Source organism: Pseudoxanthomonas sp. G3 (assembly GCF_057654715.1).
On sequence record NZ_CM172805.1, the window covers coordinates 3,510,717 to 3,530,885 of the forward strand.

Here is a 20,169-nt window from a genome sequence, read left to right on the forward strand (position 1 = left end):
CCATCCAGGGCGGCGCCCTTCGGGTTTTACCCGGCCCACTCGCCGTGCCTCATGGGGGCCCTGAAGAGCCAGGTCAAAGGCGTGCACTCCCGATCTGTCCGTCTCGGCTTTCGGGGCCCCTTAAGGTCCGGCAGTCACGGCGGGGCAAACCCCGCAGGGGCGGCGCACAAGGATGTGCGCCGTTTTCGGCCGGGGCAGGAGGCCCCGTCCGAAAATTCTCGCCGGGACTGCGCACCCGCCGCGCAGCGGCGGGCGGACCGCCGGGGTGTGTTTCTTTTGCCTACTTTTCTTTGCACAAGCAAAGAAAAGTAGGGCCCCCGCGGCCAGCGGCACCATGCCAAACCCACCACAACGTCTCAGCAAACCCAATGAACCCGATGCGCTCATCGCCGGATGTGCGTATCGCGCTCACAGCGATTGCTGCCGAATCGCGGGAGATTAGGCGCGACCCTCTTCGTTGCCCCTCACCCCAACCCCTCTCTCCCACAGGGACTTCCTTCGGTCGCCGGTGGGGAGGGGCTCACACCCGGGCCCAGGTGAAAGGCTTCCGTGGGACGGGGTGTAAAATCACGCCGATGAGCTTTCCCGTCCGCGCCATCACCCTCGACCTCGACGACACCCTGTGGCCGTTCGCCCCCATCGGCGCCCGGATCGAACGCGTGCTCGACGACTGGCTGCGCGAACACAGCCCCGCCACCGCGGCACTCTTCCCCGTCGAACGCATGCGCGCCGTCCGCGACGCCGTGTTCGCCGCCCATCCCCAGCACAAGCACGACCTCAGCCTGCTGCGCCGGATGACCCTCGAACACGCCCTGCGCGAGAGCGGCGCCGACATGGCCCTGCTGGAACCGGCGTACGAGACCTTCTACGCCGCCCGCAACCAGGTCGAGTACTACCCCGACACGCTGGACGCCCTGCACCGCATCGCCGCCCGCCTGCCGGTGGCCGCCGTCACCAATGGGAATGCCGACCTGCAGCGGATCGGCCTGGGCCATGTGTTCGCCCATCAGATCCACTCGCGCGAACACGGCGCGGCCAAGCCCGAGGCCAGCATCTTCCACGCCGCCTGCGAGCGCCTGGGCGTGCCGCCGGCTGACGTGCTGCACGTGGGCGACCACATCGAGATGGACGTGATCGGCGCCGCGCGCGCCGGGCTGCGCACGTGCTGGATCAATCGCCCCGAAGACCACGGCGGCCACCCGCAAGTGTGGACCGACGCCACGCTGCGCCCGGACCTGGAATTCGCCACCCTCACCGCGCTGGCCGATTGGCTGGACGCGCACCCTGATTTCGCCACGGAACCCGCCGCCGCATGAGCGCTGCCCTCGCCTACACCGATGCTTCCGCCACCGCCCGCCCGCTGCACGTGCTCGAACGCACGCAGCTGGCCGCCTGGCGCGCCACGCAATCATCCGCGGTGAATGCGTGGATCGACGCGCAGGGCTTTGCCGCAGGTGCGGGGTCGCTGCTGTTGCTGCCGGGCGACGACGGCCTGGCGGGCGCGGTCATCGGCATCGGCGATGCGCTGGACCCGTACGCGTATGCGCATGCGCCGTTCGGCCTGCCGGCCGGTGACTGGCAGCTGGCCACCGACCTCGCCGCCGAGGCGCGCACCGCCCTGCAGTTGGGCTGGGGCCTGGGCAGCTACAAGTTCGACCGCTACAAGCAGCCAGCGCGCAAGCCGGCGCGCCTGGTGCTGGCGCAGGCCGACGCCGAAGCGATGGACCTGCTGGCCGCCAGCCTGCAGGTGCGCGACCTGGTCAACACGCCCACCGAGCACATGGGCCCGGATGAGCTGGAAGCCACCGTACGCGAGCTCGCCACCACGCACGGCGCGGAGATCGAAGTGATCGCCGGCGACGCGCTGCTGGAACAGAACTTCCCCGCGATCCACGCCGTGGGCCGCGCCTCGCACCGTGCGCCGCGCCTGATCGCGCTGCGCTGGGGCGACACCGCGGCACCGCACGTGGCACTGGTCGGCAAGGGCGTGTGCTTCGACACCGGCGGCCTGGACATCAAGCCCGCCGACGGCATGCGCAACATGAAGAAGGACATGGGCGGCGCCGCGCATGCGATCGCCCTCGCCCGCCTGGTGATGGCGCGCCGGCTGCCGGTGCGGCTGACCCTGCTGGTGCCGGCGGTGGAGAACAGCATCGGCCCGAACGCGTTCCGCCCCGGCGAAGTGATCGCCACCCGCAAGGGCGTTAGCGTGGAGATCGACAACACCGATGCCGAAGGTCGCGTCATCCTGTGCGATGCGCTGACCTACGCCGGCGAGCAGTCGCCGGAACTGCTGCTGGATTTCGCCACGCTCACCGGCGCAGCGCGCATCGCGCTGGGCCCGGACCTGCCGGCGCTGTTCGCCAACGACGACCGCGTGGCCAACGACTGGATCGCCGCTGGCGAACGCATGCGCGACCCGGTCTGGCGCATGCCGCTGTGGCGCCCCTACCTGCGCTACCTGACCAGCGGCATCGCCGACCTGGCCAACGCCGGTTCGCGCATGGCCGGCGCGGTCACCGCGGCGCTGTACCTGGAGCGCTTCGTGCCGGACGGCCTGCCGTGGGCGCACCTGGACGTCTACGCGTGGAACGACAGCGACCGCGCCGGTCGTCCGGCCGGGGGCGAAGCCCTCGCGCTGCGCAGCGCCTACGCGATGCTGAAGGCGCGCTACGGCGCCACGGCCTGAACCACGGCGAGGTCGGTCGCCGCGACTTCCACCCGATTGCGGCCGGCGTGCTTGGCGCGGTACAGCGCCACGTCCGCCTGCCGCAGCAGTGTTTCGCCCAGCCCGCCATGCTGCGGGAACATCGCCACACCGATCGAGACGGTCACCGTGGGCAGTTCCTGGCCCAGGTGCATCACCCGCATGCCTTCCACGCCGGCGCGGATCGCTTCGGCGCGCGCCTGCACGGTGATCGCATCGGCTTCGGGCAGGATCAGGGTGAATTCTTCGCCGCCGTAACGGCAGGCGATGTCCTCATCGCGCGAGAGCGCCTGCAGCAGGCGCCCGAACTCGGCCAGCAACGCGTCGCCGCCGGCGTGGCCGTGCACGTCGTTGAAGCGCTTGAAGTGGTCCAGGTCCAGCATCATCAGGCCCAGCGGCATGTGCCGGCGCTCGCAGCGCGCCAGTTCGCGCGCCAGCGACTCTTCCAGGTAGCGGCGGTTGAACAGGCCGGTCAGCGGCTCGCGGATGGACTGCACGCGCAGGCGCGATTGCAGTTCCAGGCTGGAGAGCGCCATCGACAGCTGCTCGGCCGCGGTCTTCACCAGATCCATACGGGCGAGGAAGGCGTCGTCGCGGCCCGACAGGTACAGCAGGCCCAGCTGGCTGCCCTGGGCGATCAGCGGCACGCAGACGTAGGTGGGCGTGGCACCCAGCGACGGCGCGGTGGCGTGCGCGCACGGCAGCAGCTCGTGGTGCGCACGGTGCACGTGCGGCTGGCCGCGGCGCAGCGCCCAGCAGTCCTGCAGCGGGAACATCGCCGGGCCGCTGAGCGCGTGCTCGCCCCAGTGCGCCACTTCCTCGGCGTAATCCTGCGAGGCGCGCACACGGTACAGGGTGCCGCCGGCATCGGGCAGCAGGCGCGAGAAATACTGCGTGGCCAGGCCCACGGCCTCTTCCACGCTGACGCAGCTCTGCAGCATGCCGCCGTAGCGGCTGAGCTCGTTGAGGTCGGCGCCCTGCCGTTCGAGCGCGTCGATGTTGTCGAGCAACTGGGCGCGCGCGTCGTCACCGGCGTCCTCGGCGCGCGCACGGCGGCGGATCTCGCCGACCAGCAGCGTATAGACCACGCCGATGATCGCCAGGCCGAGCGGGATGCCGAGCAGGGCCAGTGCGCGCAGCAAGGTGGCGCTGTTGCGGCTGGAATCCGCGCGTTGCACCAGCAACTGCCGCTCGTTGGCGACCAGCTGCCGCGCCTGCGCGCGCAAGGCGCCCGAGGTGCGCCGCGCTTCCTGGCCGATGGAGCGCTGCGCCGACGGCAGCCCGCCGCTGGCGTAGTTGCCGAGCGTGGCGTCCATCTGGCCGAGCCGGCGCTCGATTTCGAGCTTCCACGCCAGCGCGAGGCGGGTCTGCTGTGGATTGTCGCGGACCAGCTGCCGCAACTGCGCGAGCAGCTCGGGCAACTCGCCGCGGCTGCGCCGGTAGTCGGCCAGGTAGTCGACGTCGGCCGTCAGCAGGTAGCCGCGCTGGGCGGATTCGCCATCGCGCAGGTGCGCTTCGATGGCGCCGACCAGGGCGATGACTTCGTTGGTGTGCGCGACCCGGTTGGCGTCGCCGATGAAGCGCTGCGCGCCCAGCACCACACCCACGCCAATGACCACGAAGATGGCGGCGGCGACGAGCAGGCCGATACGGTTGGCGTGGGGGCGGCGCAGGGGCATGCCGGTCAGGGGCGCGGGGGCGTCAGCGGGAGCCTAGGGGGGCATACTGCCAGCCACAACCCGGCGCACACCGGAACTGCCAACCACGGCACATCTTGATGCCGCTACAGCCAGCCCCGCTGGCGTGCGAGGCGGTAGGCCTCGATGCGGTTGGCGACGCCGAGCTTGCCGATCGCCTCGGACAGATAGTTGCGCACCGTGCCCTGCGAGAGGTTCAACTGCCTGGCGATGTCGCCGGCGGACTGCCCTTCGCCGGCCAGCCGCAACACCTGGCGCTCGCGGTCGTTGAGCGGGTCGGCGTCGGACCACGCTTCCACCGCGAGCTGCGGATCGATCGCACGGCCGCCGCGGTGCACCTTGCGCAGCGCCTCTGCGAGGTCTTCCGCCGGCGCGTCCTTCAGCAGGTAGCCGGACACGCCGGCCTCCAGCGCGCGACGCAGGAAGCCGCTGCGCGCGAACGTGGTGACGATGACCACCTTGCACGCCAGCTCGTGCCGCTGGATCCGCTGCGCGAGCTCCAGGCCGGTCAGGCCGGGCATTTCGATATCGGTCACCAGCAGGTCGGGCGTGAGCCGCTGCAGTTCGCGCCATGCGGCCTCGCCATCGGCCGCGCTGCCGACGACCTCGATGTCGCTTTCCATGCCCAGCAACGCGGTGAGCGCACCCCGCACCATGGCCTGGTCTTCGGCAAGCAGGACGCGGATCATCGGGACGTCGGGGTGAAAGGGGTAAACGTCACGCTACCAAATCGTGCAGCGCCTTGGGAGGAGTCGCGTCCGTCGCCACGTGACGAAGCGGGAAGTTCCGATGTGGGAGCGACGTAAGTCGCGATCGCATGAAATCCGCGTCCGGGCCTCGCCACGTTTCCACACCTCTGAACCATCCGGGATGTTGCATCGCGACTTATGTCGCTCCCACACCTGTCTCTGCGCTCGCGGACTGCCGCTCGACGGACGCCGCCGTCTCCCCCGACGGCAGCGGCAGCACGATCTCCACGCAGGTGCCTTGCCGCAGCGTGGAATCCACGCGCAGGCGGCCGCCGCGTGACTCGACGCGCTCGCGCATGCCACTCAAACCATTGCCCGGCACCGCCGCGCTGCCGACGCCGTTGTCGCGGATGCGCAGGGTGACGTGCTCCGGCGTGGCGGCCAGTACCACCTCGGCGAGGCTGGCGCGTGCGTGGCGCTGGATGTTGGTCACCGCCTCGCGCAGGCTCAGCGCGAGCACGGTCTCCAGGTCGGCGGGCAAGGCCACCTCCTGCGCTTCATACCGCAGCGTGACGCCATCGGACTCCAGCAACAAGCGCGCGGAGGCGAGTTCGGCCGCCAGCCCGGCCGCGCGGATGCCGGTCACCGCGCGGCGCACCTGCGCCAGTGCATCGCGGGCAACGCGGCTGACGTCGTCGATCTCGGTGCGCGCGGCCTGCGGATCACGGTCGATCAGACGCCCGGCCAGGTCGGACTTCAGCGCCACCAGCGACAGCGTATGGCCGAGCAGGTCGTGCAGGTCGCGGCCGATGCGCTCGCGCTCGGCCAGCGCCGCCAGCCGGCGCACTTCCTCGTGCGAGAGTTTCAGTTCGGCGCGCTTGCGCACCGTTTCGGACTGGAAATAGTTGCCGGTGAATACCGCCACCGACACGATCGCGGTCACCACCGGTACGAATACCGGAAAGCCCAGCCACGCCGCCATGCCGCAGTACGCGATGATCAGGAGGGCGAACACCTCCAGCCGGACCCACATCGACCCCGGCAGCAGGGCGATGAAGGCTGCCGCATAGATCACGTAGGTGTTCGAGAAGGCGTTGAACGGCATCAGGCCGTAGCCGAGCGCGGCGATGCCGAGCGCGCACAGCACGCGCGTCATCGCGCTGCCGCGGTAGGCCAGGAAGTACATCGGCAGGAATACTGCGATGGACACCAGCGTGGGCCACAGGAACCAGCGCACGCCCTCGCCCCAGTCGGCGTCGGACGGCACCAGTACCGGCACGAACAGGAAGACCAGGTAGCCCAGCAGGAACAGCGGCATCCAGCCCAGGCCGAGCGCTTCGGGCACCAGGCGGTCGCGCAGGCGCGTCAGCGAGGCAAGCAGGGATGACGACGAATGCTGCATGGACGGCTCCTTGCGCCGGCGATTCGGTTCACTGCACCAGACGGCGGCGGGCCAGCACGAAGAAGACTACGGTAATGGCGGCCATCACGGCCACGTGCACTGCCAGCGGACGCCCGGTGCCCACGCCGACCGCCTGCTGCGCGACCTGCGCCAGATGATACGCCGGCCACATCGGCGCCAAGGTCTGCAGCACTTTCGGCAACATCGTCAGCGGCACCCACAGCCCCGACAGGAACGCCATGGGCAGGTAGACCAGGTTGATCAGCGCCGGTGCGCCTCGGCCGCTGACGAGCGTACCGAGCCACAGGCCCAGCGCACTGAAGGGCAGCACGCCGACCAGGCATGCGGTCGCCCAAGCGATCCATTGCGCGGCCGACAGGTGCACGTGGGCCACGCCGGCGGCGATGGCGGCGAGCAGCAGCAGGATGATCGCGGCGAAGAGCAAGGCCATCACCATCTTCGCGACCAGGTACGCGCCCGGCGGCATCGGCTGCGCGCGCTTGAGCGTCAGCAGGCCCTGTTCGCGATCCAGCGCCACGGTCACGCCGAAACCGAACAACGCCACGCCGATCACGCCGAACACGCCGTAGCCGGCCAACATGTACTGCGCGGCCACCGGCCCACCCTTGCCGCCCAGCAGCACGCCGAACAGCAGGTAGAACACCGGCGGGAACGCCAGGGCCGGCAGTGAGAACGACGGCGTGCGCAGCAGGCGGAGGAATTCGTAGCGCGCTTCCAGCAGGTAGGCACGCGCGGGAGAGAACGGCAGCGGGGCGATGGCGTCCATCAGGCGGCTTCCTGGTGCGGGTCGTGGGTGGCGGTGTCGCGGGTCAGCGCGAGGAAGGCGTCGGCCAGGCCTGCGCGCTGGACTTCCAGTTCGCTGAGCGCGGGGTCTTCGGCCAGCAGGCGGCGGACGATCGGCTCGGCGGCGTCGGCAACAATGTCCAATCGGTCGCCGTCGTGCTGCGCGCGCTGCACGCCCGGCCAGCCCTGCACCAACGCGGCCGGCAGCGACGTGCTGCAGCGGATGCGGCGCTGGGCCACGTGCGCGCGCACCTGCGCCACCGTACCTTCGGCGACCACGCGGCCGTGGTTGACCACCACGACGCGGTCGGCCAGCGCTTCGGCTTCTTCCAGGTAGTGCGTGGTCAGCAGCACCGCGCAGCCTTGCGCGCTCAGTTCGCGGATCGCCTTCCACAAGGTCTGGCGGGCGTCGATGTCGAGGCCGGTCGTCGGCTCGTCGAGGAACAGCAGCTCGGGCCGGCCGCAGACGGCCAGCGCGAACTGCACGCGCCGCTGCTGGCCGCCGGACAGCTGGCCGTAGCGGCGCTCCATCAGGCCTTCCAGTCCGGCCAGCGCCATGCAGTCGGCCACGCTGCGCGGGCGCGGGTAGTAGCTACGCGTCAGGTCGACCAGCTCGCGCACCTTCAAGGTGTCCGGCACCGCCGCCGTCTGCAGCATCACGCCGACGCGACGGCGCGCGGCCAGGTCCTGCGGGGGCAGATCGAACAAGACCGCTTGGCCCGCCTGCGGACGTTGCAGGCCCAGCAGCAGGCTGATCGCGGTGGTCTTGCCCGCGCCGTTGGGGCCCAGCAGGGCCACCACCTGGCCGGCCGGCAGCGCCAGGTCCAGGCCGTCGAGCGCCAGCGTGCGGCCGTACTGGTGGCGCACGCCACGCAGCCGGGCGAGCGCAGGGGAAGGAAGGGTCGCCATGTCCATGCCAGGGGCCTAGTCGGAAGGTGGACACAGCGTGCCGCGCCGCCCCGCGCGTGATCAGTGGCGCTCCTCAGGCGAATCAGGTGACAGTTGTCACTGGGCTGCGCCCGCGGCCACGCCCCATGATGCGTACCGTTCCGGTCCGTCCGTTCCCGGCGGGCCGGTTCCTGCATGAAGTGACTTCCGGCAACTAGGCTTCCGTTACCCTTGCTGGTCACACTTTCCCGCATTCACCGTCTGGATAAGCATGAACACGTCTGCCGACCTGCTGAAGGAACTCCGCATCGACCGCAAGGCGCCGCCGCCCGAGCCGACGTCGCGTCGCGGCCTGTGGATCACGCTCGGCGTGGTCGTCTTGCTGCTGGCGCTGGCCGCGGCCGCCTGGGCGCTGCTGGGCCGCGAGAAGCCGATCGAGGTGCGTACCGCGCCGACAGTGGCGATGGGCAACGGCGGCGCGTCGGCATCGGTGCTGGACGCCTCCGGCTACGTGGTCGCGCGGCGCATGGCCACGGTGTCGGCCAAGATCACTGGCAAGGTGCGCGAAGTGCTGATCGAAGAAGGCATGAAAGTCGAGGCCGGCCAGGTGATGGCCACGCTCGACCCCGTCGATGCCGATGCGAGCCGCGCGCTGTCGCAGGCCCAGGTCGAAGCCGCGCGCTCGCAGGTGGCCAACGTGCAGGCGCAGCTGACCGAGGCTGAAGCCAATGCGCGACGCCTGGCCTCGCTGGTGCAGCAGCAACTGGTCGCCCGCTCGCAGTACGACCAGGCCGTGGCCACGCGGGATGCCCTGCGCGCGCAGATGCAGGCTGCGCAGCGCAACGTCACCGTAGCCAACCGCAGCCTGGCCATTTCCGACAACGGCGTGGACAACACCATCGTCCGCGCGCCGTTCGCCGGTGTGGTGATCGCCAAGGCGGCGCAGCCGGGCGAAATCGTCTCGCCGCTGGCCACTGGTGGCTTCACCCGCACCGGCATCGGCACCATCGTCGACATGGAGTCGCTGGAAGTGGAAGTGGAGGTCAACGAGTCCTTCATCGGTCGCGTCCAACCGAAGATGCCGATCCAGGCCACGCTCAATGCCTATCCCGACTGGCAGATCCCCGGCGAGGTAATCGCCATCATCCCCACCGCCGACCGCAGCAAGGCGACGGTGAAGGTGCGCGTGGCGCTGAACAGCAAGGACGCGCGAATCGTCCCGGACATGGGCGTGCGGGTGAGCTTCCTGGAGGCGGCCAAACCGCAGCAGGCCGAACAGCCCATGGGCGTGCGCGCGCCCGGCGCCGCGGTGGTCGAGCGCGACGGCGCGCAGGTCGCCTTCGTCGTCGGCGACACGGACACGGTGGAGCAGCGCGCGCTCAAGGTCGCCGGCAAGCTGGGCGACGATGTGCATGTCACCGAGGGCCTGGCCCCCGGCGAGACCGTCGTGCTGGACCCGCCCGCGGAATTGAAGGACGGTGCCAAGGTCGTGCTGGCCGAAGACACCGAGTAAGCCTGCAAGGCGCCGCGTGAGGATGGCCTCGTCGCGGCGAATCACCGCATACCGGCGCCGCTCGCGCGCGCCTGTCGATCCCGGACGATGTCCTTCGTCGTCCCGAGGGCGTCCCGTGTCCCTCGGGGACCGGATCCGCCCGGTTTGAACCGCCGCATCGCCGTTCGCCTTTCCGTCTCCTACAAGGATCCTGCCGATGTCTTCCCTGGTTTCCATCCGCAACGTCACCAAGACCTACCAGCGCGGCCCCGAGAAGGTGCAGGTGCTGCACGGTATCGACCTGGACATCCCGCACGGCGATTTCGTCGCGCTGATGGGCCCGTCCGGTTCGGGCAAGACCACCCTGCTGAACCTGATCGGCGGCCTGGACACCCCGTCCGGCGGCGAGATCGAGATCGAGGGCCAGCGCATCGACCGCATGAACGACGGCCAGCTCGCGCACTGGCGCAGCTCGCACGTGGGCTTCGTGTTCCAGTTCTACAACCTGATGCCGACGCTGACCGCGCAGCGCAACGTCGAATTGCCGCTGCTGCTGACCAAGCTGGGCGCCGCGCAGCGCAAGCGCAACGCGGAGATCGCGCTGCAGCTGGTCGGCCTGGCCGACCGCGGATCGCACCGCCCCAACGAACTCTCCGGCGGCCAGCAGCAGCGCGTGGCCATCGCACGCGCGATCGTCTCCGACCCGACCTTCCTGATCTGCGACGAGCCCACCGGCGACCTGGACCGCCATTCGGCCGAAGAGATCCTCAACCTGCTGAAGATGCTCAACCGCGAACACGGCAAGACCATCATCATGGTCACGCACGACCCGAAGGCGGCCGAATACGCCACCCACACCATCCACCTGGACAAGGGCGAACTGGTCGACGCCCCGGCCGCCGCGCACTGATCCGGAGGCGGACATGAAATATTTCTCGTTGATCTGGTCGGCGCTGTTCCGCAGCAAGACGCGGACGCTGCTGACGTTGCTGTCGGTGGTCGCGGCGTTCCTGCTGTTCGGCCTGCTCGACTCGGTGCGCGTGGCGTTCAACTCCGGCGGCAGCGTCGCCGGTGCGGACCGCCTCGTGGTCGCCTCGCGCCTGTCGATCACGCAGATGCTGCCGTACAGCCTGCTGACCCGCATCGAAACCACGCCCGGCGTGAAGAAGGCCACGTATGCGGCCTGGTTCGGCGGCATCTACAAGGATCCGAAGAACTTCTTCCCGAACTTCTCGGTAGGCCCGGGCTACCTGGACATGTACCCGGAATACATCGTCGATCCGGCGCAGGTGAAGGCCTGGGAGGCCGATCGCACCGGCGCCATCGTCGGCGAGAACCTGGCCAAGCGCTTCGGCTGGAAGGTCGGCGACACCATTCCGCTGCAGGCGACGATCTTCCCGCAGAAGGACGGCAGCAACGCGTGGCCGCTGACCTTGCGCGGCACGTTCAAGCTGGCCGATTCCAAGCGCAAGGGCGAAGAGAACCAGCTGATCTTCCACTGGAAGTACTTCGACGAGGCCAACCAGTACGTCAACGGCCAGGTCGGCTGGTACATGGTGAAGCTGGACAACGTGAACCACGCCACCCGCGTGGCGAAGGCCATCGATGTGATCTCGGAGAACTCGGCGCACGAAACCAAGACGCAGACCGAACAGGCGTTCAACCAGTCCTTCGCCAAGCAGTTCGCCGACATCGGCCTGATCGTCACCGCGATCATGGCGGCGGTGTTCTTCACCCTGCTGCTGCTGACCGGCAACACGATGGCGCAGGCGGTGCGCGAGCGCATCCCGGAGCTGGCGGTCCTGAAGACGCTCGGCTTCACCAACGGGACCGTGCTGGTACTCGTGCTGGTGGAGGCGGTGCTGCTGATCGTGCTGGGCGGCGTGCTGGGCATGCTGCTGGCGTCGGTGCTGATTCCCATCGTCAGCGGGGCCAGCAACGGCATGATCGCCCTGCCCGCCATTCCCGCGCAGACCTGGGCGCTCGGGTTGTCGCTGATGGTCGCCATCGGCCTGATCGTCGGCGCGCTGCCGGCGATGCGGGCGATGCGCCTGAAGATCGTCGACGCCCTGGCCGGCCGCTGAGAGGAGACACGACATGAAGAAGCAATGGTTGGGCAATCTCATCTCCGTGGTGTTGCTGGTCGTGGGCCTGGTGGCCTGGATCATGTCGCCGTGGTTCGTCGTCGCCGGCGTGGCGGTACTGCTGGCGCTGTGGCTGTTCCTCACCCGCAGCGGGCGGCTCTCGCTGGAAGCGGCGAAGATCGGCATCGCCAGCCTGCCGCAACGCTGGGGCGCCTCCTCGGTGATCGTGGTCGGCATCGCCGGCGTGGTCGGTGTGCTGGTCGCGATGCTGGCGATGGGCGAAGGCTTCTCGGCCACGCTCAAGCAGACCGGCAGCGACGACACGGCGATCGTCCTGCGCGGCGGATCGCAGGCGGAGACCAATTCGGTCATCAGTCGCGACCAGGTACCGTTGATCTCGACACTGGCCGGCATCGCCAAGGACAAGGACGGCCGCGCCCTGCTCTCGCCCGAGCTGTCGCAGATCGTCAACCTGCCCACCGCCGGCAGCGGCGAGGACGCCAACGCGCAGTTCCGCGGCGTCAGCGAGGCGGCCTGGGCGATCCGGCCGCACATCAAGCTGATCGAGGGCCGCAAGTTCAACATCGGCGTGCGCGAGATCGTGGTCGGTCAGGGCGCCAAGGGCCAGTACCGCGGCCTGGAGATCGGCAAGACCCTGCGATTGGGCAACCAGGATTGGACGGTGGTCGGCGTGTTCGCGGCCGGCGACGCGCACGATTCGGAACTGTGGACCGACATCGACACGCTGTCGTCGGCCTATGACCGCCGCGCGTACCAGTCGGTCACCGTGCGAACCGAAGGGAAGGCGGGCTTCGATCAGTTCAAGAAAGCGATGGAAGACGACCCGCGCCTGAAGCTGGACGTGCTGACCACGCGCGACTACTACACCAAGCAATCCACCGGCCTGACCACGCTGATCAAGGTTCTGGGCACGGTGATCGGCGGCATCATGGCCATCGGCGCGGTGTTCGGCGCGCTCAACACCATGTACGCCGCCGTCGCCGGCCGCGCGCGCGAGATCGCCACGATGCGGGCGATCGGTTTCCGCGGCGTGCCGGTGGTGATGGCGGTGATGCTGGAGACGATGCTGCTGGCGCTGCTGGGTGGCCTGCTGGGCGGGTTGATCGCCTGGGTGGTCTTCAACGGCTACAGCGTGGCCACGCTGGGCAGCAACTTCAGCCAAGTGGTGTTCCAGTTCAAGGTCACGCCCGAACTGCTGTGGAGCGGGTTGAAGTGGGCGCTGGGCATCGGCCTGGTCGGCGGCCTGTTCCCGGCCCTGCGCGCGGCCCGGCTGCCGATCACGCAGGCCTTGCGCGCGGTCTGAGGTTCACGCGACGGGCACTGGCGATGCCGGTGCCCGTCCTGTTTTCACGGCGGATCCAGCCATCCCTTCGCCACCGCCGTGGCGATGTCTTCCGGCGTATCGATATCGAAGGCCAGGTCGGGTGCATCGCAGCCGATGACGTCGGCGTTCGGCGCATTGAGCGCATCACGCAGCCCGCGATCACCCTGCACCGCCAGCGCGGCGTGCAGCATCACCGGCGCGACGACGGCCGGGATACCCACGCGATCACCGAAGCGCGTCGCGGCGGCGCCTGATGCCGTACGACGCGCCGCTTCAAGCAACCTCTGCAGATGCGCGGCCTCCAGGGCCGGCTGGTCGCAAGCAAGCAACAACGTTGCGCCGGTGAGGTGGTCCAGGGCTTCGGCGGCGATGCGCACGCTGCCCGCCAATCCTTCGTGCCACCGCGCGTTGACGAGGCACTCCACCGGCAGGTCGCTCACGGCATCCGCGACGTCGTCCGCCTGCTCGCCGATGACGACCAGCACCCGCGCTGCGCCGGTCGCGACCGCGAGGCGTGCCGCGCGATGGACCAGGGTCTCGCCTTCGCGCGTCAGCAGTTGCTTGGGCCGCCCCAGCCGCGTGCTGCCACCGGCTGCCAGCACGACCGCCGCGTGCGCCGCCTTCATGCAGATTCGCCGTGCCGCCAGGCTTGCAGCTGCGCCATGATGCTCAGCGCAATCGCCTCCGGCCCGTGGCCGCCCAACTTCAAACCGACAGGGGACCGTAGGCGCGGCAACAGCACCGCGTGCACAGACGTCGGTAGGACGCGCAGCAGGTCTTCCCGCCGCCGCACCGGGCCCAGCAAGCCGATGAAGGGAATCGCGGTGGACGCGAGCGCGTCCAGCGCCTCGCGGTCGTGTTCGAAATGGTGGTGCATGACCAACGCTGCGTCGGGTGCGGGGTGCAGCACGCGCAGGGCGTCGTCCGGCGCCTGCATCAGCCAGGCATCGGCGATGTCGGTTTCGGGAATCCAGCGCGCGCGCCGCTCCACCACGGTGACGTGCCAGCCGAGCGCGCCGAGCCCGCGCACCAGCGTCGGGGTTTCCGGTCCCGCACCGAAAATGGCCACCCGCGCCGGCGGCGGAACGCTGATATCGCCCGCGAGGCCCACCGATACATCCTGCGTGTGTCGCGGCAGCGCCCAGTGCAGACTCACCTCGCCCGCCTGCACCCGCACATCGCCGTCGTCGGACAGCACCAGCGTCAGCGCGCCATGACCCGCCCACCACGCCTGCACGGCCTGCGCCCAGTGGGGCATGCGATCCAGCGGCAGCAAGGCGATGCGCAAGCGCCCGCGGCAGCCGACGGCGGACCCGGCGAACAAATCCTCGTCGTCGCGAGTGTCGATCTCCATCGCGTCCGCCGCGCCGCCGTCGGCGACCTGGCGCGCGCGCCGCGCGATCTCCGGCTCCAGGCAGCCGCCACTGAGCCAGCCCATCTGCGCCTCGCCCGGACCGAACAGCGCCATCGCGCCGGCCCGCACGTAGGTCGAGCCCTCGGTCGCCACGACCACGGCCAGCGCGCGGCCGTCAGCAGCTTCACCGGCACGGGCGGAGGCAAGCAACACGGGAGGGGAGGCGGTCATGGCACCACGATGGCGCAAGCCGGCGGGCGAAGGCAACGGTTCGCGATCCGCGCGGCACATCGGGCAACGATGCCGCAGGATCGTGCAAGTATTCGCCCGCACGTCCACTTGGCATCGGCCGGGACGGCGGAGTATCGTCGTCCGGTCCCACGCCGCCGCCAGGAGACGCCATGAAGTTGAACGTCAACGGGGCCGAGCGCGAAGTCGACGCGCCGGATGACATGCCGCTGCTCTGGGTCCTGCGCGACCTGATGGGCCTGACGGGTACCAAGTTCGGTTGCGGCATCGCCCAGTGCGGTGCGTGCACCGTGCATGTCGACGGCGCACCGCTGCGCGCCTGCGTCACGCCGGCCTCCGCCGTCGCCGGCAAGAAGATCACCACTATCGAAGGTCTGTCGGCCGACGGCTCGCATCCGGTGCAGAAAGCCTGGGCGGAGCTGGATGTCGTGCAATGCGGCTACTGCCAGTCCGGCCAGATCATGTCGGCCGCCGCGCTGCTCGCCAAGGTGCCTTCGCCCACCGATACCGACATCGACCAGGCGCTCTCCGGCAACCTGTGCCGATGCGGCACGTACCAGCGCATCCGCGCCGCCGTGCACCGCGCCGCCGACATCGGCAAGGCGTGACCGCGTGCGGCGACCCCCGGTCGCCGCCTTTCCCATCGTTCGACGGAGGCTGTTCCGTGAACCTTGAAACCTCGACATCCCGCCGCGATTTCCTGCGCGCCGCCGCGCTCGCCGGCGGCGGCCTGGTCATCGGCTTCCTTGTGCCCGGCGCACGGCGTTACGCCATGGCCCAGGAAAGCGCCGCGGGCGCACCCGCCACGTTCGTGCCGAATGCATTCCTCAGCATCGCCGCCGACGACACCATCACCGTGCAGCTCGCGCACGCCGAAATGGGCCAGGGCATCTGGACCACGCTGCCGATGCTGATCGCCGAAGAGCTGGACGCGGACTGGTCGAAGATCCGCGTCGAACACGGCCCCGCTGACAAGGCCTACACCAGCCCGGTGTTCGGCATGCAGGGCACCGGCGGCTCCACCACCACCTGGTCCGAGTTCGACCGCTACCGGCAGGCCGGCGCGACCGCGCGGGCAATGCTGCTGCAGGCGGCGGCCGCGCGACTGAATGTTCCTGTCGATCAACTGCGCACCGAGAACGGCGCGGTGGTGTCCGGCAACACCCGGTTGCGCTACGGCGAACTGGCCGACGAGGCCGGCAAGCAGACGCCGCCCGCACTGGATGCGCTGAAGCTGCGCGACCCCAAGGACTGGAAGCTGATCGGCAAGGCGACCAAGCGGCTGGACACGCCCGAGAAGATCACCGGCAAGGCCAAGTTCGGCATGGACGTGCAGTTCGAAGGCCTGCTGACCGCGGTGGTGCTGCGCTCGCCGGTGTTCGGCGGCACCGTGAAGTCGTTCGACGCGACCAAGGCGCGCGCCGTGGCCGGCGTGCGCAACGTGGTGCAGGTGCCTAGTGGCGTGGCCGTGATCGCCGACCACTACTGGGCCGCCAAGCTGGGCCGCGACGCGCTGCAGGTCGTGTGGGAGGGCGGTGCGAACGCCACGCTCGACAGCACTGCACTGCGCGAGCAGTTCTCGCAACTGGCACGCACCGAGGGCGCCGTGGCCGCCCGCGCCGGCGACGTGGCAGGCGCATTGGCAAAGGCCGACAAGACACTGGAAGCCGAGTACGCCGTGCCCTACCTCGCACACGCGGCGATGGAGCCGCTGAACTGCACGGTGAAGATCGGCGACGGCGAGTGCGATATCTGGTGCGGCACGCAGTTCCCGACACTGGACCAGAACAGTGCCGCGAAGATCCTCGGCATTCCGCCCGAGAAGGTCCGCATCCACACGCCGTTCCTGGGCGGCGGCTTCGGCCGCCGCGCGACGCCGACCGCGGACGTGGCGTCGGAGGCCGTCGAAGTCGCCAAGGCCGCGAAGGCGCCGGTCAAGACGGTCTGGACGCGCGAGGACGACACCCGCGGCGGCTATTACCGCTCCGCCTTCGTCGAGAAGATCAAGGCCGGCCTGGACAAGGACGGCAACCCGGTCGCCTGGCATCAGGTGATGGTGGGCCAGTCGATCATGGCCGGGACCTTCATGGAAGCGATGATGGTCAAGAACGGCATCGACGCGACCTCGGTCGAGGGCGTCGCCGATTCGGCCTACGTGCTCGGTACGCCGGCGCATCGCGTGGACCTGCATTCGCCCGTCACCGGCATTCCCGTGCTGTGGTGGCGCTCGGTCGGCCACAGCGTCAACGGCTTCGTGATGGAGAGCTTCGTCGACGAACTTGCGCACGCGGCGGGCCAGGACCCGGTGGAGTACCGGCGCAAGCTGCTGAAGGACCATCCGCGCCATCTTGCGGCGTTGAACCTGGCCGCCGAGAAGTTCGGCTGGGGCACGCCGCCCGCGCAGGGGCGGGGCCACGGCATCGCCGTGCACGAGTCGTTCGGCAGCTACGTGGCGCAGGCCGCTGAAGTGTCGATCGAGAACGGTCGCATCCGCGTGCACCGCGTGGTGTGCGCCATCGACTGCGGCGTGGCCGTCAATCCGGCCGGCGTGCAGGCGCAGATGGAATCCGGCATCGCCTTCGGCCTGGGCGCGGCGCTGCATTCGGCGCTGACCCTCCGCGAAGGCCAGGTGCAGGAATCCAACTTCCACGACTACCAGGTCTTGCGGATGAACGAGATGCCGAAGGTGGAGGTCCACATCGTGCCGAGCACCGAAAAGATGGGCGGCGTCGGCGAACCCGGCACGCCGCCGATCGCGCCCGCGGTGGCCAACGCGGTGTTCGCCCTCACCGGCCAGCGCCTGCGCGAACTGCCGCTGCGCCTGCCGACGCCCGCCTCTTCCACCCCGCCTGCTGCCTGAGGCCCGCCATGCGCATCCTGATGATGTCGTTGACCGTCCTCCTGCTCGTGGCCTGCAAGCCGCGCATCAGCGAGGAACAGAAAGCCCAGGCGCTGACCGCGTTCGCGACGGTGGAGAAGGTGTTCCAGCATCCGCGCTGCAGCAACTGCCACATCCCGGGCGATGCGCCGCTGCAGTTCGACGCGCAGACGCCGCATGCGATGAACGTGGTGCGCGGCCCCGACGGCAAGGGCGCACCGGGCCTGCCCTGCGCGACCTGTCACGGCGAAGCGAACTCGCCGGCGAGCTACGGCCCGCATGCACCGCCCGGCGCGCCGCATTGGCAGCTGCCGCCGCCGGACCACAAGATGGCGTGGATCGGCCTGCCGGCCGACCAGCTGTGCGCGATGATCCAGGACAAGAAGCGCAACGGCGACCGCGACTTCGACGCGTTGCTCAAGCACGTGGCCGAAGACAAGCTGGTGCTGTGGGGCTGGAACCCGGGCGGCGAGCGCGCACCGGTGCCGGTGCCGCACGACCAATTCGTCGCCGCGTTCAAGACCTGGGTGGATGCCGGCGGCCCCTGCCCCGCGCCGGCCGCGCAGGGCTGACGCGGCGCCGTTGTAGAGCCGAGCTCGCTCGGCTAACGGCCTGAGTTCGCCGAACAGCGGAGCAAGCTCCGCTTTACGCCGCTGCCACTTCGCGGCGACGCGCGCGCCACAGGCCGTCGCTGGCGAAGATCACCAGGCCCGCCCAGATCGCGGCGAAGCCGATCGCGCGCGTGGCGTCGAAGGCTTCCTTGAACACCAGCACGCCGATCAGGAACTGCAGGCTGGGCGCGATGTATTGCAGCAGCCCCACCATCGAGAGCGGGATGCGGCGCACACCGTAGGCGAAACCGATCAGCGGCACCGCGGTGACCACGCCGCCGAGGATGAGCAGCAGGGTGTTCTTCCAGCCGAAGCCGTCGATGAAGCCACCACCGTGGCCGAACTCGCCCCACACCACGTAGGCCAGCGCCGGCAGGAACAGGTACAGGCTTTCCACGCCCAGGCCCGCGACCGCGTCCACCGCGACCAGCTTGCGCACCAGCCCGTACAGGCCGAACGAGAACGCCAGGCCCAACGCGATCCACGGCGGCGAGCCCGACTGCAGCGTCAGCCAGGCCACGCCCACCAGCGCGAACGCCACCGCGATCCACTGCGCAGGCGAGAGGCGCTCGCGCAGCACCAGCACGCCGAGCACCACGTTGATCAACGGATTGATGAAATAACCCAGGCTGGTTTCCACCACATGGCCGGCATTCACCGCCCAGATGTAGAGGCCCCAGTTGAACGCGATCAGCAGGCTGCTGATGCCCAGCAGCGGCACGGCGCGCGGCTGCGCGCGGATCTGCCGCCACCAGCCCAGGCCGTTCTTGAGCAGCAGCCAGCCCAGCACGAGCACCGCGCTCCACACGATGCGGTGGGCGATGATCTGGAAAGACGGCACCGCCTTGAGCAGGTGCCAGTACAGCGGCACCACGCCCCAGATCAGGAAGGTGCCGACGGTGATCGCCAGCCCTTTGCGGTCGAGAGGTTGCGGGGTCATTTCGACTGCCGCGCACGCGCCAGCGTGATGACCACTACGCCGGCCAGGATCACCGCCATAGCGCCGAGATCATGCGCGGTAAAGGTCTCGCCGGCGATGAAGGCGCCCAGCGCCACCGCGATGACCGGATTGACGTAGGCATAGCTGCCGACCAGCACGGGACGTGCGTGGTGCAGCAGCCACACGTAGGCGGTGAACGCGACGATAGAACCGAACACAGCCAGATAGGCGACGGCAAGCGCGCCGTTGACCGTCCAGTCCGCCACGTTGAAGCGTTCGCCATGCAGCAGCCCCGCGGTCACCAGCATCACGCCCGCGGCCAGCATCTGCGCGGCGGCCGTCATGAACGGCGACGGCAGGTCGCGTCCGCGCGACCACACCGAGCCGTAGGCCCAGGCAATCGGCGCGATCAGCAGCAGCACCAGTCCCACCGGCGAGCCGGTCAGCGAACTGCCGGCATTGAGCCAGACCACGCCGGCGAAGCCGACGATGATGCCCAGCCATTCGCCACGGGTGGGATGCTGTCCGCGCATCGCGCCGAACAGACCCATCCACAACGGCATCGATGCCACGGCGACCGCCGCCAAGCCGGACGACACTGTCTGTTCGGCCAGCACCACCATGCCGTTGCCCATCAGCAGCAGCAACGCACCCATGACCAGCAGGTTCTTCCACTGCGCGCGCGTCGGCGCGGCGACACCGCGCCAGCGCAGGAACAGGTACAGCACCAGGCCCGCCGCGACGAAACGGCTGCCCGACACCATCAGCAACGGCGGGAAGCCGCCTTCGAGCGCGAAGCGGATGCCGAGATAGGTCGAGCCCCAGACCACGTAGACGATGGCCAGGGCGGCAGCGACGGCAAGACCGCCACGCGCAGGCGCGGCGGCGGAAACGGACGAAGTCATGGGGAACCGTGGGGTGTTCGGTATGCCGTAATTCTAGGCCAGGCGGGGACCGGCGGCGTGCCGGGACCGTCACCGGCCGGTTGAAACCTTTCCGGTACGGCTTGAATTCCGCTCAAGCCGGTTG

The 20,169-nt window shown here is 69.5% G+C and carries 18 protein-coding genes; 9 read left to right on the forward strand and 9 right to left on the reverse strand.

What is annotated here, in order from left to right:
* Positions 1-575: 575 nt before the first annotated feature.
* Both AC23D6_RS16940 and AC23D6_RS16945 read left to right on the forward strand, forming a co-directional pair.
* Entirely contained in the window at positions 576-1,316 is a 741-nt protein-coding gene (locus AC23D6_RS16940) for an HAD family hydrolase (RefSeq protein WP_487750374.1), read from the forward strand.
* On the forward strand, positions 1,313-2,689 hold the full coding sequence (locus AC23D6_RS16945; protein WP_487750375.1) for a leucyl aminopeptidase family protein: 1,377 nt from the start codon (positions 1,313-1,315) through the stop codon (positions 2,687-2,689). The genes AC23D6_RS16940 and AC23D6_RS16945 overlap by 4 nt, the downstream gene beginning before the upstream one ends.
* Here AC23D6_RS16945 and AC23D6_RS16950 read toward each other — a convergent pair.
* The 5 genes from AC23D6_RS16950 to AC23D6_RS16970 form a co-directional block, all read right to left on the reverse strand.
* Positions 2,671-4,386: a sensor domain-containing diguanylate cyclase gene (locus AC23D6_RS16950; protein ID WP_487750376.1), complete on the reverse strand. Its 1,716-nt coding sequence runs from the start codon at positions 4,384-4,386 to the stop codon at positions 2,671-2,673. The two genes, AC23D6_RS16945 and AC23D6_RS16950, sit on opposite strands and share 19 nt — an antisense overlap.
* Positions 4,387-4,490: 104 nt before the next feature.
* Complete coding sequence (locus AC23D6_RS16955) at positions 4,491-5,093, reverse strand: response regulator transcription factor (protein ID WP_487750377.1); 603 nt, start codon at positions 5,091-5,093, stop codon at positions 4,491-4,493.
* Positions 5,094-5,289: 196 nt separating this feature from the next.
* A complete protein-coding gene (locus tag AC23D6_RS16960; RefSeq protein WP_487750378.1) occupies positions 5,290-6,495 on the reverse strand; it encodes a sensor histidine kinase in 1,206 nt (401 codons plus the stop codon).
* A 28-nt stretch (positions 6,496-6,523) separates the two neighbouring features.
* Positions 6,524-7,282 carry an ABC transporter permease gene (locus AC23D6_RS16965; protein ID WP_487750379.1) on the reverse strand — a complete coding sequence of 253 codons (759 nt, stop codon included), beginning with the start codon at positions 7,280-7,282 and terminating at the stop codon, positions 6,524-6,526.
* Complete coding sequence (locus tag AC23D6_RS16970) at positions 7,282-8,214, reverse strand: ABC transporter ATP-binding protein (RefSeq protein ID WP_487750380.1); 933 nt, start codon at positions 8,212-8,214, stop codon at positions 7,282-7,284. The genes AC23D6_RS16965 and AC23D6_RS16970 overlap by 1 nt, the downstream gene beginning before the upstream one ends.
* A 244-nt stretch (positions 8,215-8,458) precedes the next feature.
* Here AC23D6_RS16970 and AC23D6_RS16975 point away from each other — a divergent pair, with 244 nt between their 5' ends.
* The 4 genes from AC23D6_RS16975 to AC23D6_RS16990 all read left to right on the forward strand — a co-directional run bounded on the left by AC23D6_RS16975 (position 8,459) and on the right by AC23D6_RS16990 (position 13,087).
* Positions 8,459-9,700, forward strand: a complete 1,242-nt coding sequence (locus AC23D6_RS16975) for an efflux RND transporter periplasmic adaptor subunit (protein ID WP_487750381.1) — start codon at positions 8,459-8,461, stop codon at positions 9,698-9,700.
* Between the two features lie 196 nt (positions 9,701-9,896).
* Positions 9,897-10,589, forward strand: coding sequence for an ABC transporter ATP-binding protein (locus AC23D6_RS16980; RefSeq protein WP_093489972.1), 693 nt, complete (start codon positions 9,897-9,899; stop codon positions 10,587-10,589).
* A gap of 13 nt (positions 10,590-10,602) precedes the next feature.
* The gene (locus AC23D6_RS16985; protein ID WP_487750382.1) at positions 10,603-11,763 is read left to right on the forward strand and encodes an ABC transporter permease; all 1,161 of its coding nucleotides are present in this window, start codon (positions 10,603-10,605) and stop codon (positions 11,761-11,763) included.
* A 13-nt stretch (positions 11,764-11,776) separates the two neighbouring features.
* Positions 11,777-13,087: an ABC transporter permease gene (locus AC23D6_RS16990; protein ID WP_487750383.1), complete on the forward strand. Its 1,311-nt coding sequence runs from the start codon at positions 11,777-11,779 to the stop codon at positions 13,085-13,087.
* 44 nt (positions 13,088-13,131) lie between these two features.
* Here AC23D6_RS16990 and AC23D6_RS16995 read toward each other — a convergent pair whose 3' ends face one another.
* Both AC23D6_RS16995 and AC23D6_RS17000 read right to left on the reverse strand, forming a co-directional pair.
* The gene (locus tag AC23D6_RS16995; protein WP_487750384.1) at positions 13,132-13,734 is read right to left on the reverse strand and encodes a nucleotidyltransferase family protein; all 603 of its coding nucleotides are present in this window, start codon (positions 13,732-13,734) and stop codon (positions 13,132-13,134) included.
* The gene (locus AC23D6_RS17000; RefSeq protein ID WP_487750385.1) at positions 13,731-14,693 is read right to left on the reverse strand and encodes an XdhC family protein; all 963 of its coding nucleotides are present in this window, start codon (positions 14,691-14,693) and stop codon (positions 13,731-13,733) included. The genes AC23D6_RS16995 and AC23D6_RS17000 overlap by 4 nt, the downstream gene beginning before the upstream one ends.
* A 170-nt stretch (positions 14,694-14,863) precedes the next feature.
* Between AC23D6_RS17000 and AC23D6_RS17005 the strand changes: the two genes are divergently transcribed.
* The 3 genes from AC23D6_RS17005 to AC23D6_RS17015 are packed head-to-tail and all read left to right on the forward strand — an operon-like array spanning position 14,864 to position 18,161.
* Positions 14,864-15,319: a (2Fe-2S)-binding protein gene (locus AC23D6_RS17005; RefSeq protein ID WP_487750386.1), complete on the forward strand. Its 456-nt coding sequence runs from the start codon at positions 14,864-14,866 to the stop codon at positions 15,317-15,319.
* Positions 15,320-15,375: 56 nt separating this feature from the next.
* Entirely contained in the window at positions 15,376-17,571 is a 2,196-nt protein-coding gene (locus AC23D6_RS17010) for a xanthine dehydrogenase family protein molybdopterin-binding subunit (RefSeq protein ID WP_487750387.1), read from the forward strand.
* Between the two features lie 8 nt (positions 17,572-17,579).
* Positions 17,580-18,161 carry a hypothetical protein gene (locus AC23D6_RS17015; RefSeq protein WP_487750388.1) on the forward strand — a complete coding sequence of 194 codons (582 nt, stop codon included), beginning with the start codon at positions 17,580-17,582 and terminating at the stop codon, positions 18,159-18,161.
* 73 nt (positions 18,162-18,234) lie between these two features.
* On the opposite strand, the gene rarD is transcribed toward AC23D6_RS17015, so the two are convergent.
* Both rarD and yedA read right to left on the reverse strand, forming a co-directional pair.
* The gene (gene rarD, locus AC23D6_RS17020) at positions 18,235-19,140 is read right to left on the reverse strand and encodes an EamA family transporter RarD (protein ID WP_487750389.1); all 906 of its coding nucleotides are present in this window, start codon (positions 19,138-19,140) and stop codon (positions 18,235-18,237) included.
* The gene (gene yedA / locus AC23D6_RS17025; RefSeq protein WP_487750390.1) at positions 19,137-20,045 is read right to left on the reverse strand and encodes a drug/metabolite exporter YedA; all 909 of its coding nucleotides are present in this window, start codon (positions 20,043-20,045) and stop codon (positions 19,137-19,139) included. Before yedA ends, rarD begins: the two co-directional genes overlap by 4 nt.
* Positions 20,046-20,169: the final 124 nt, after the last annotated feature.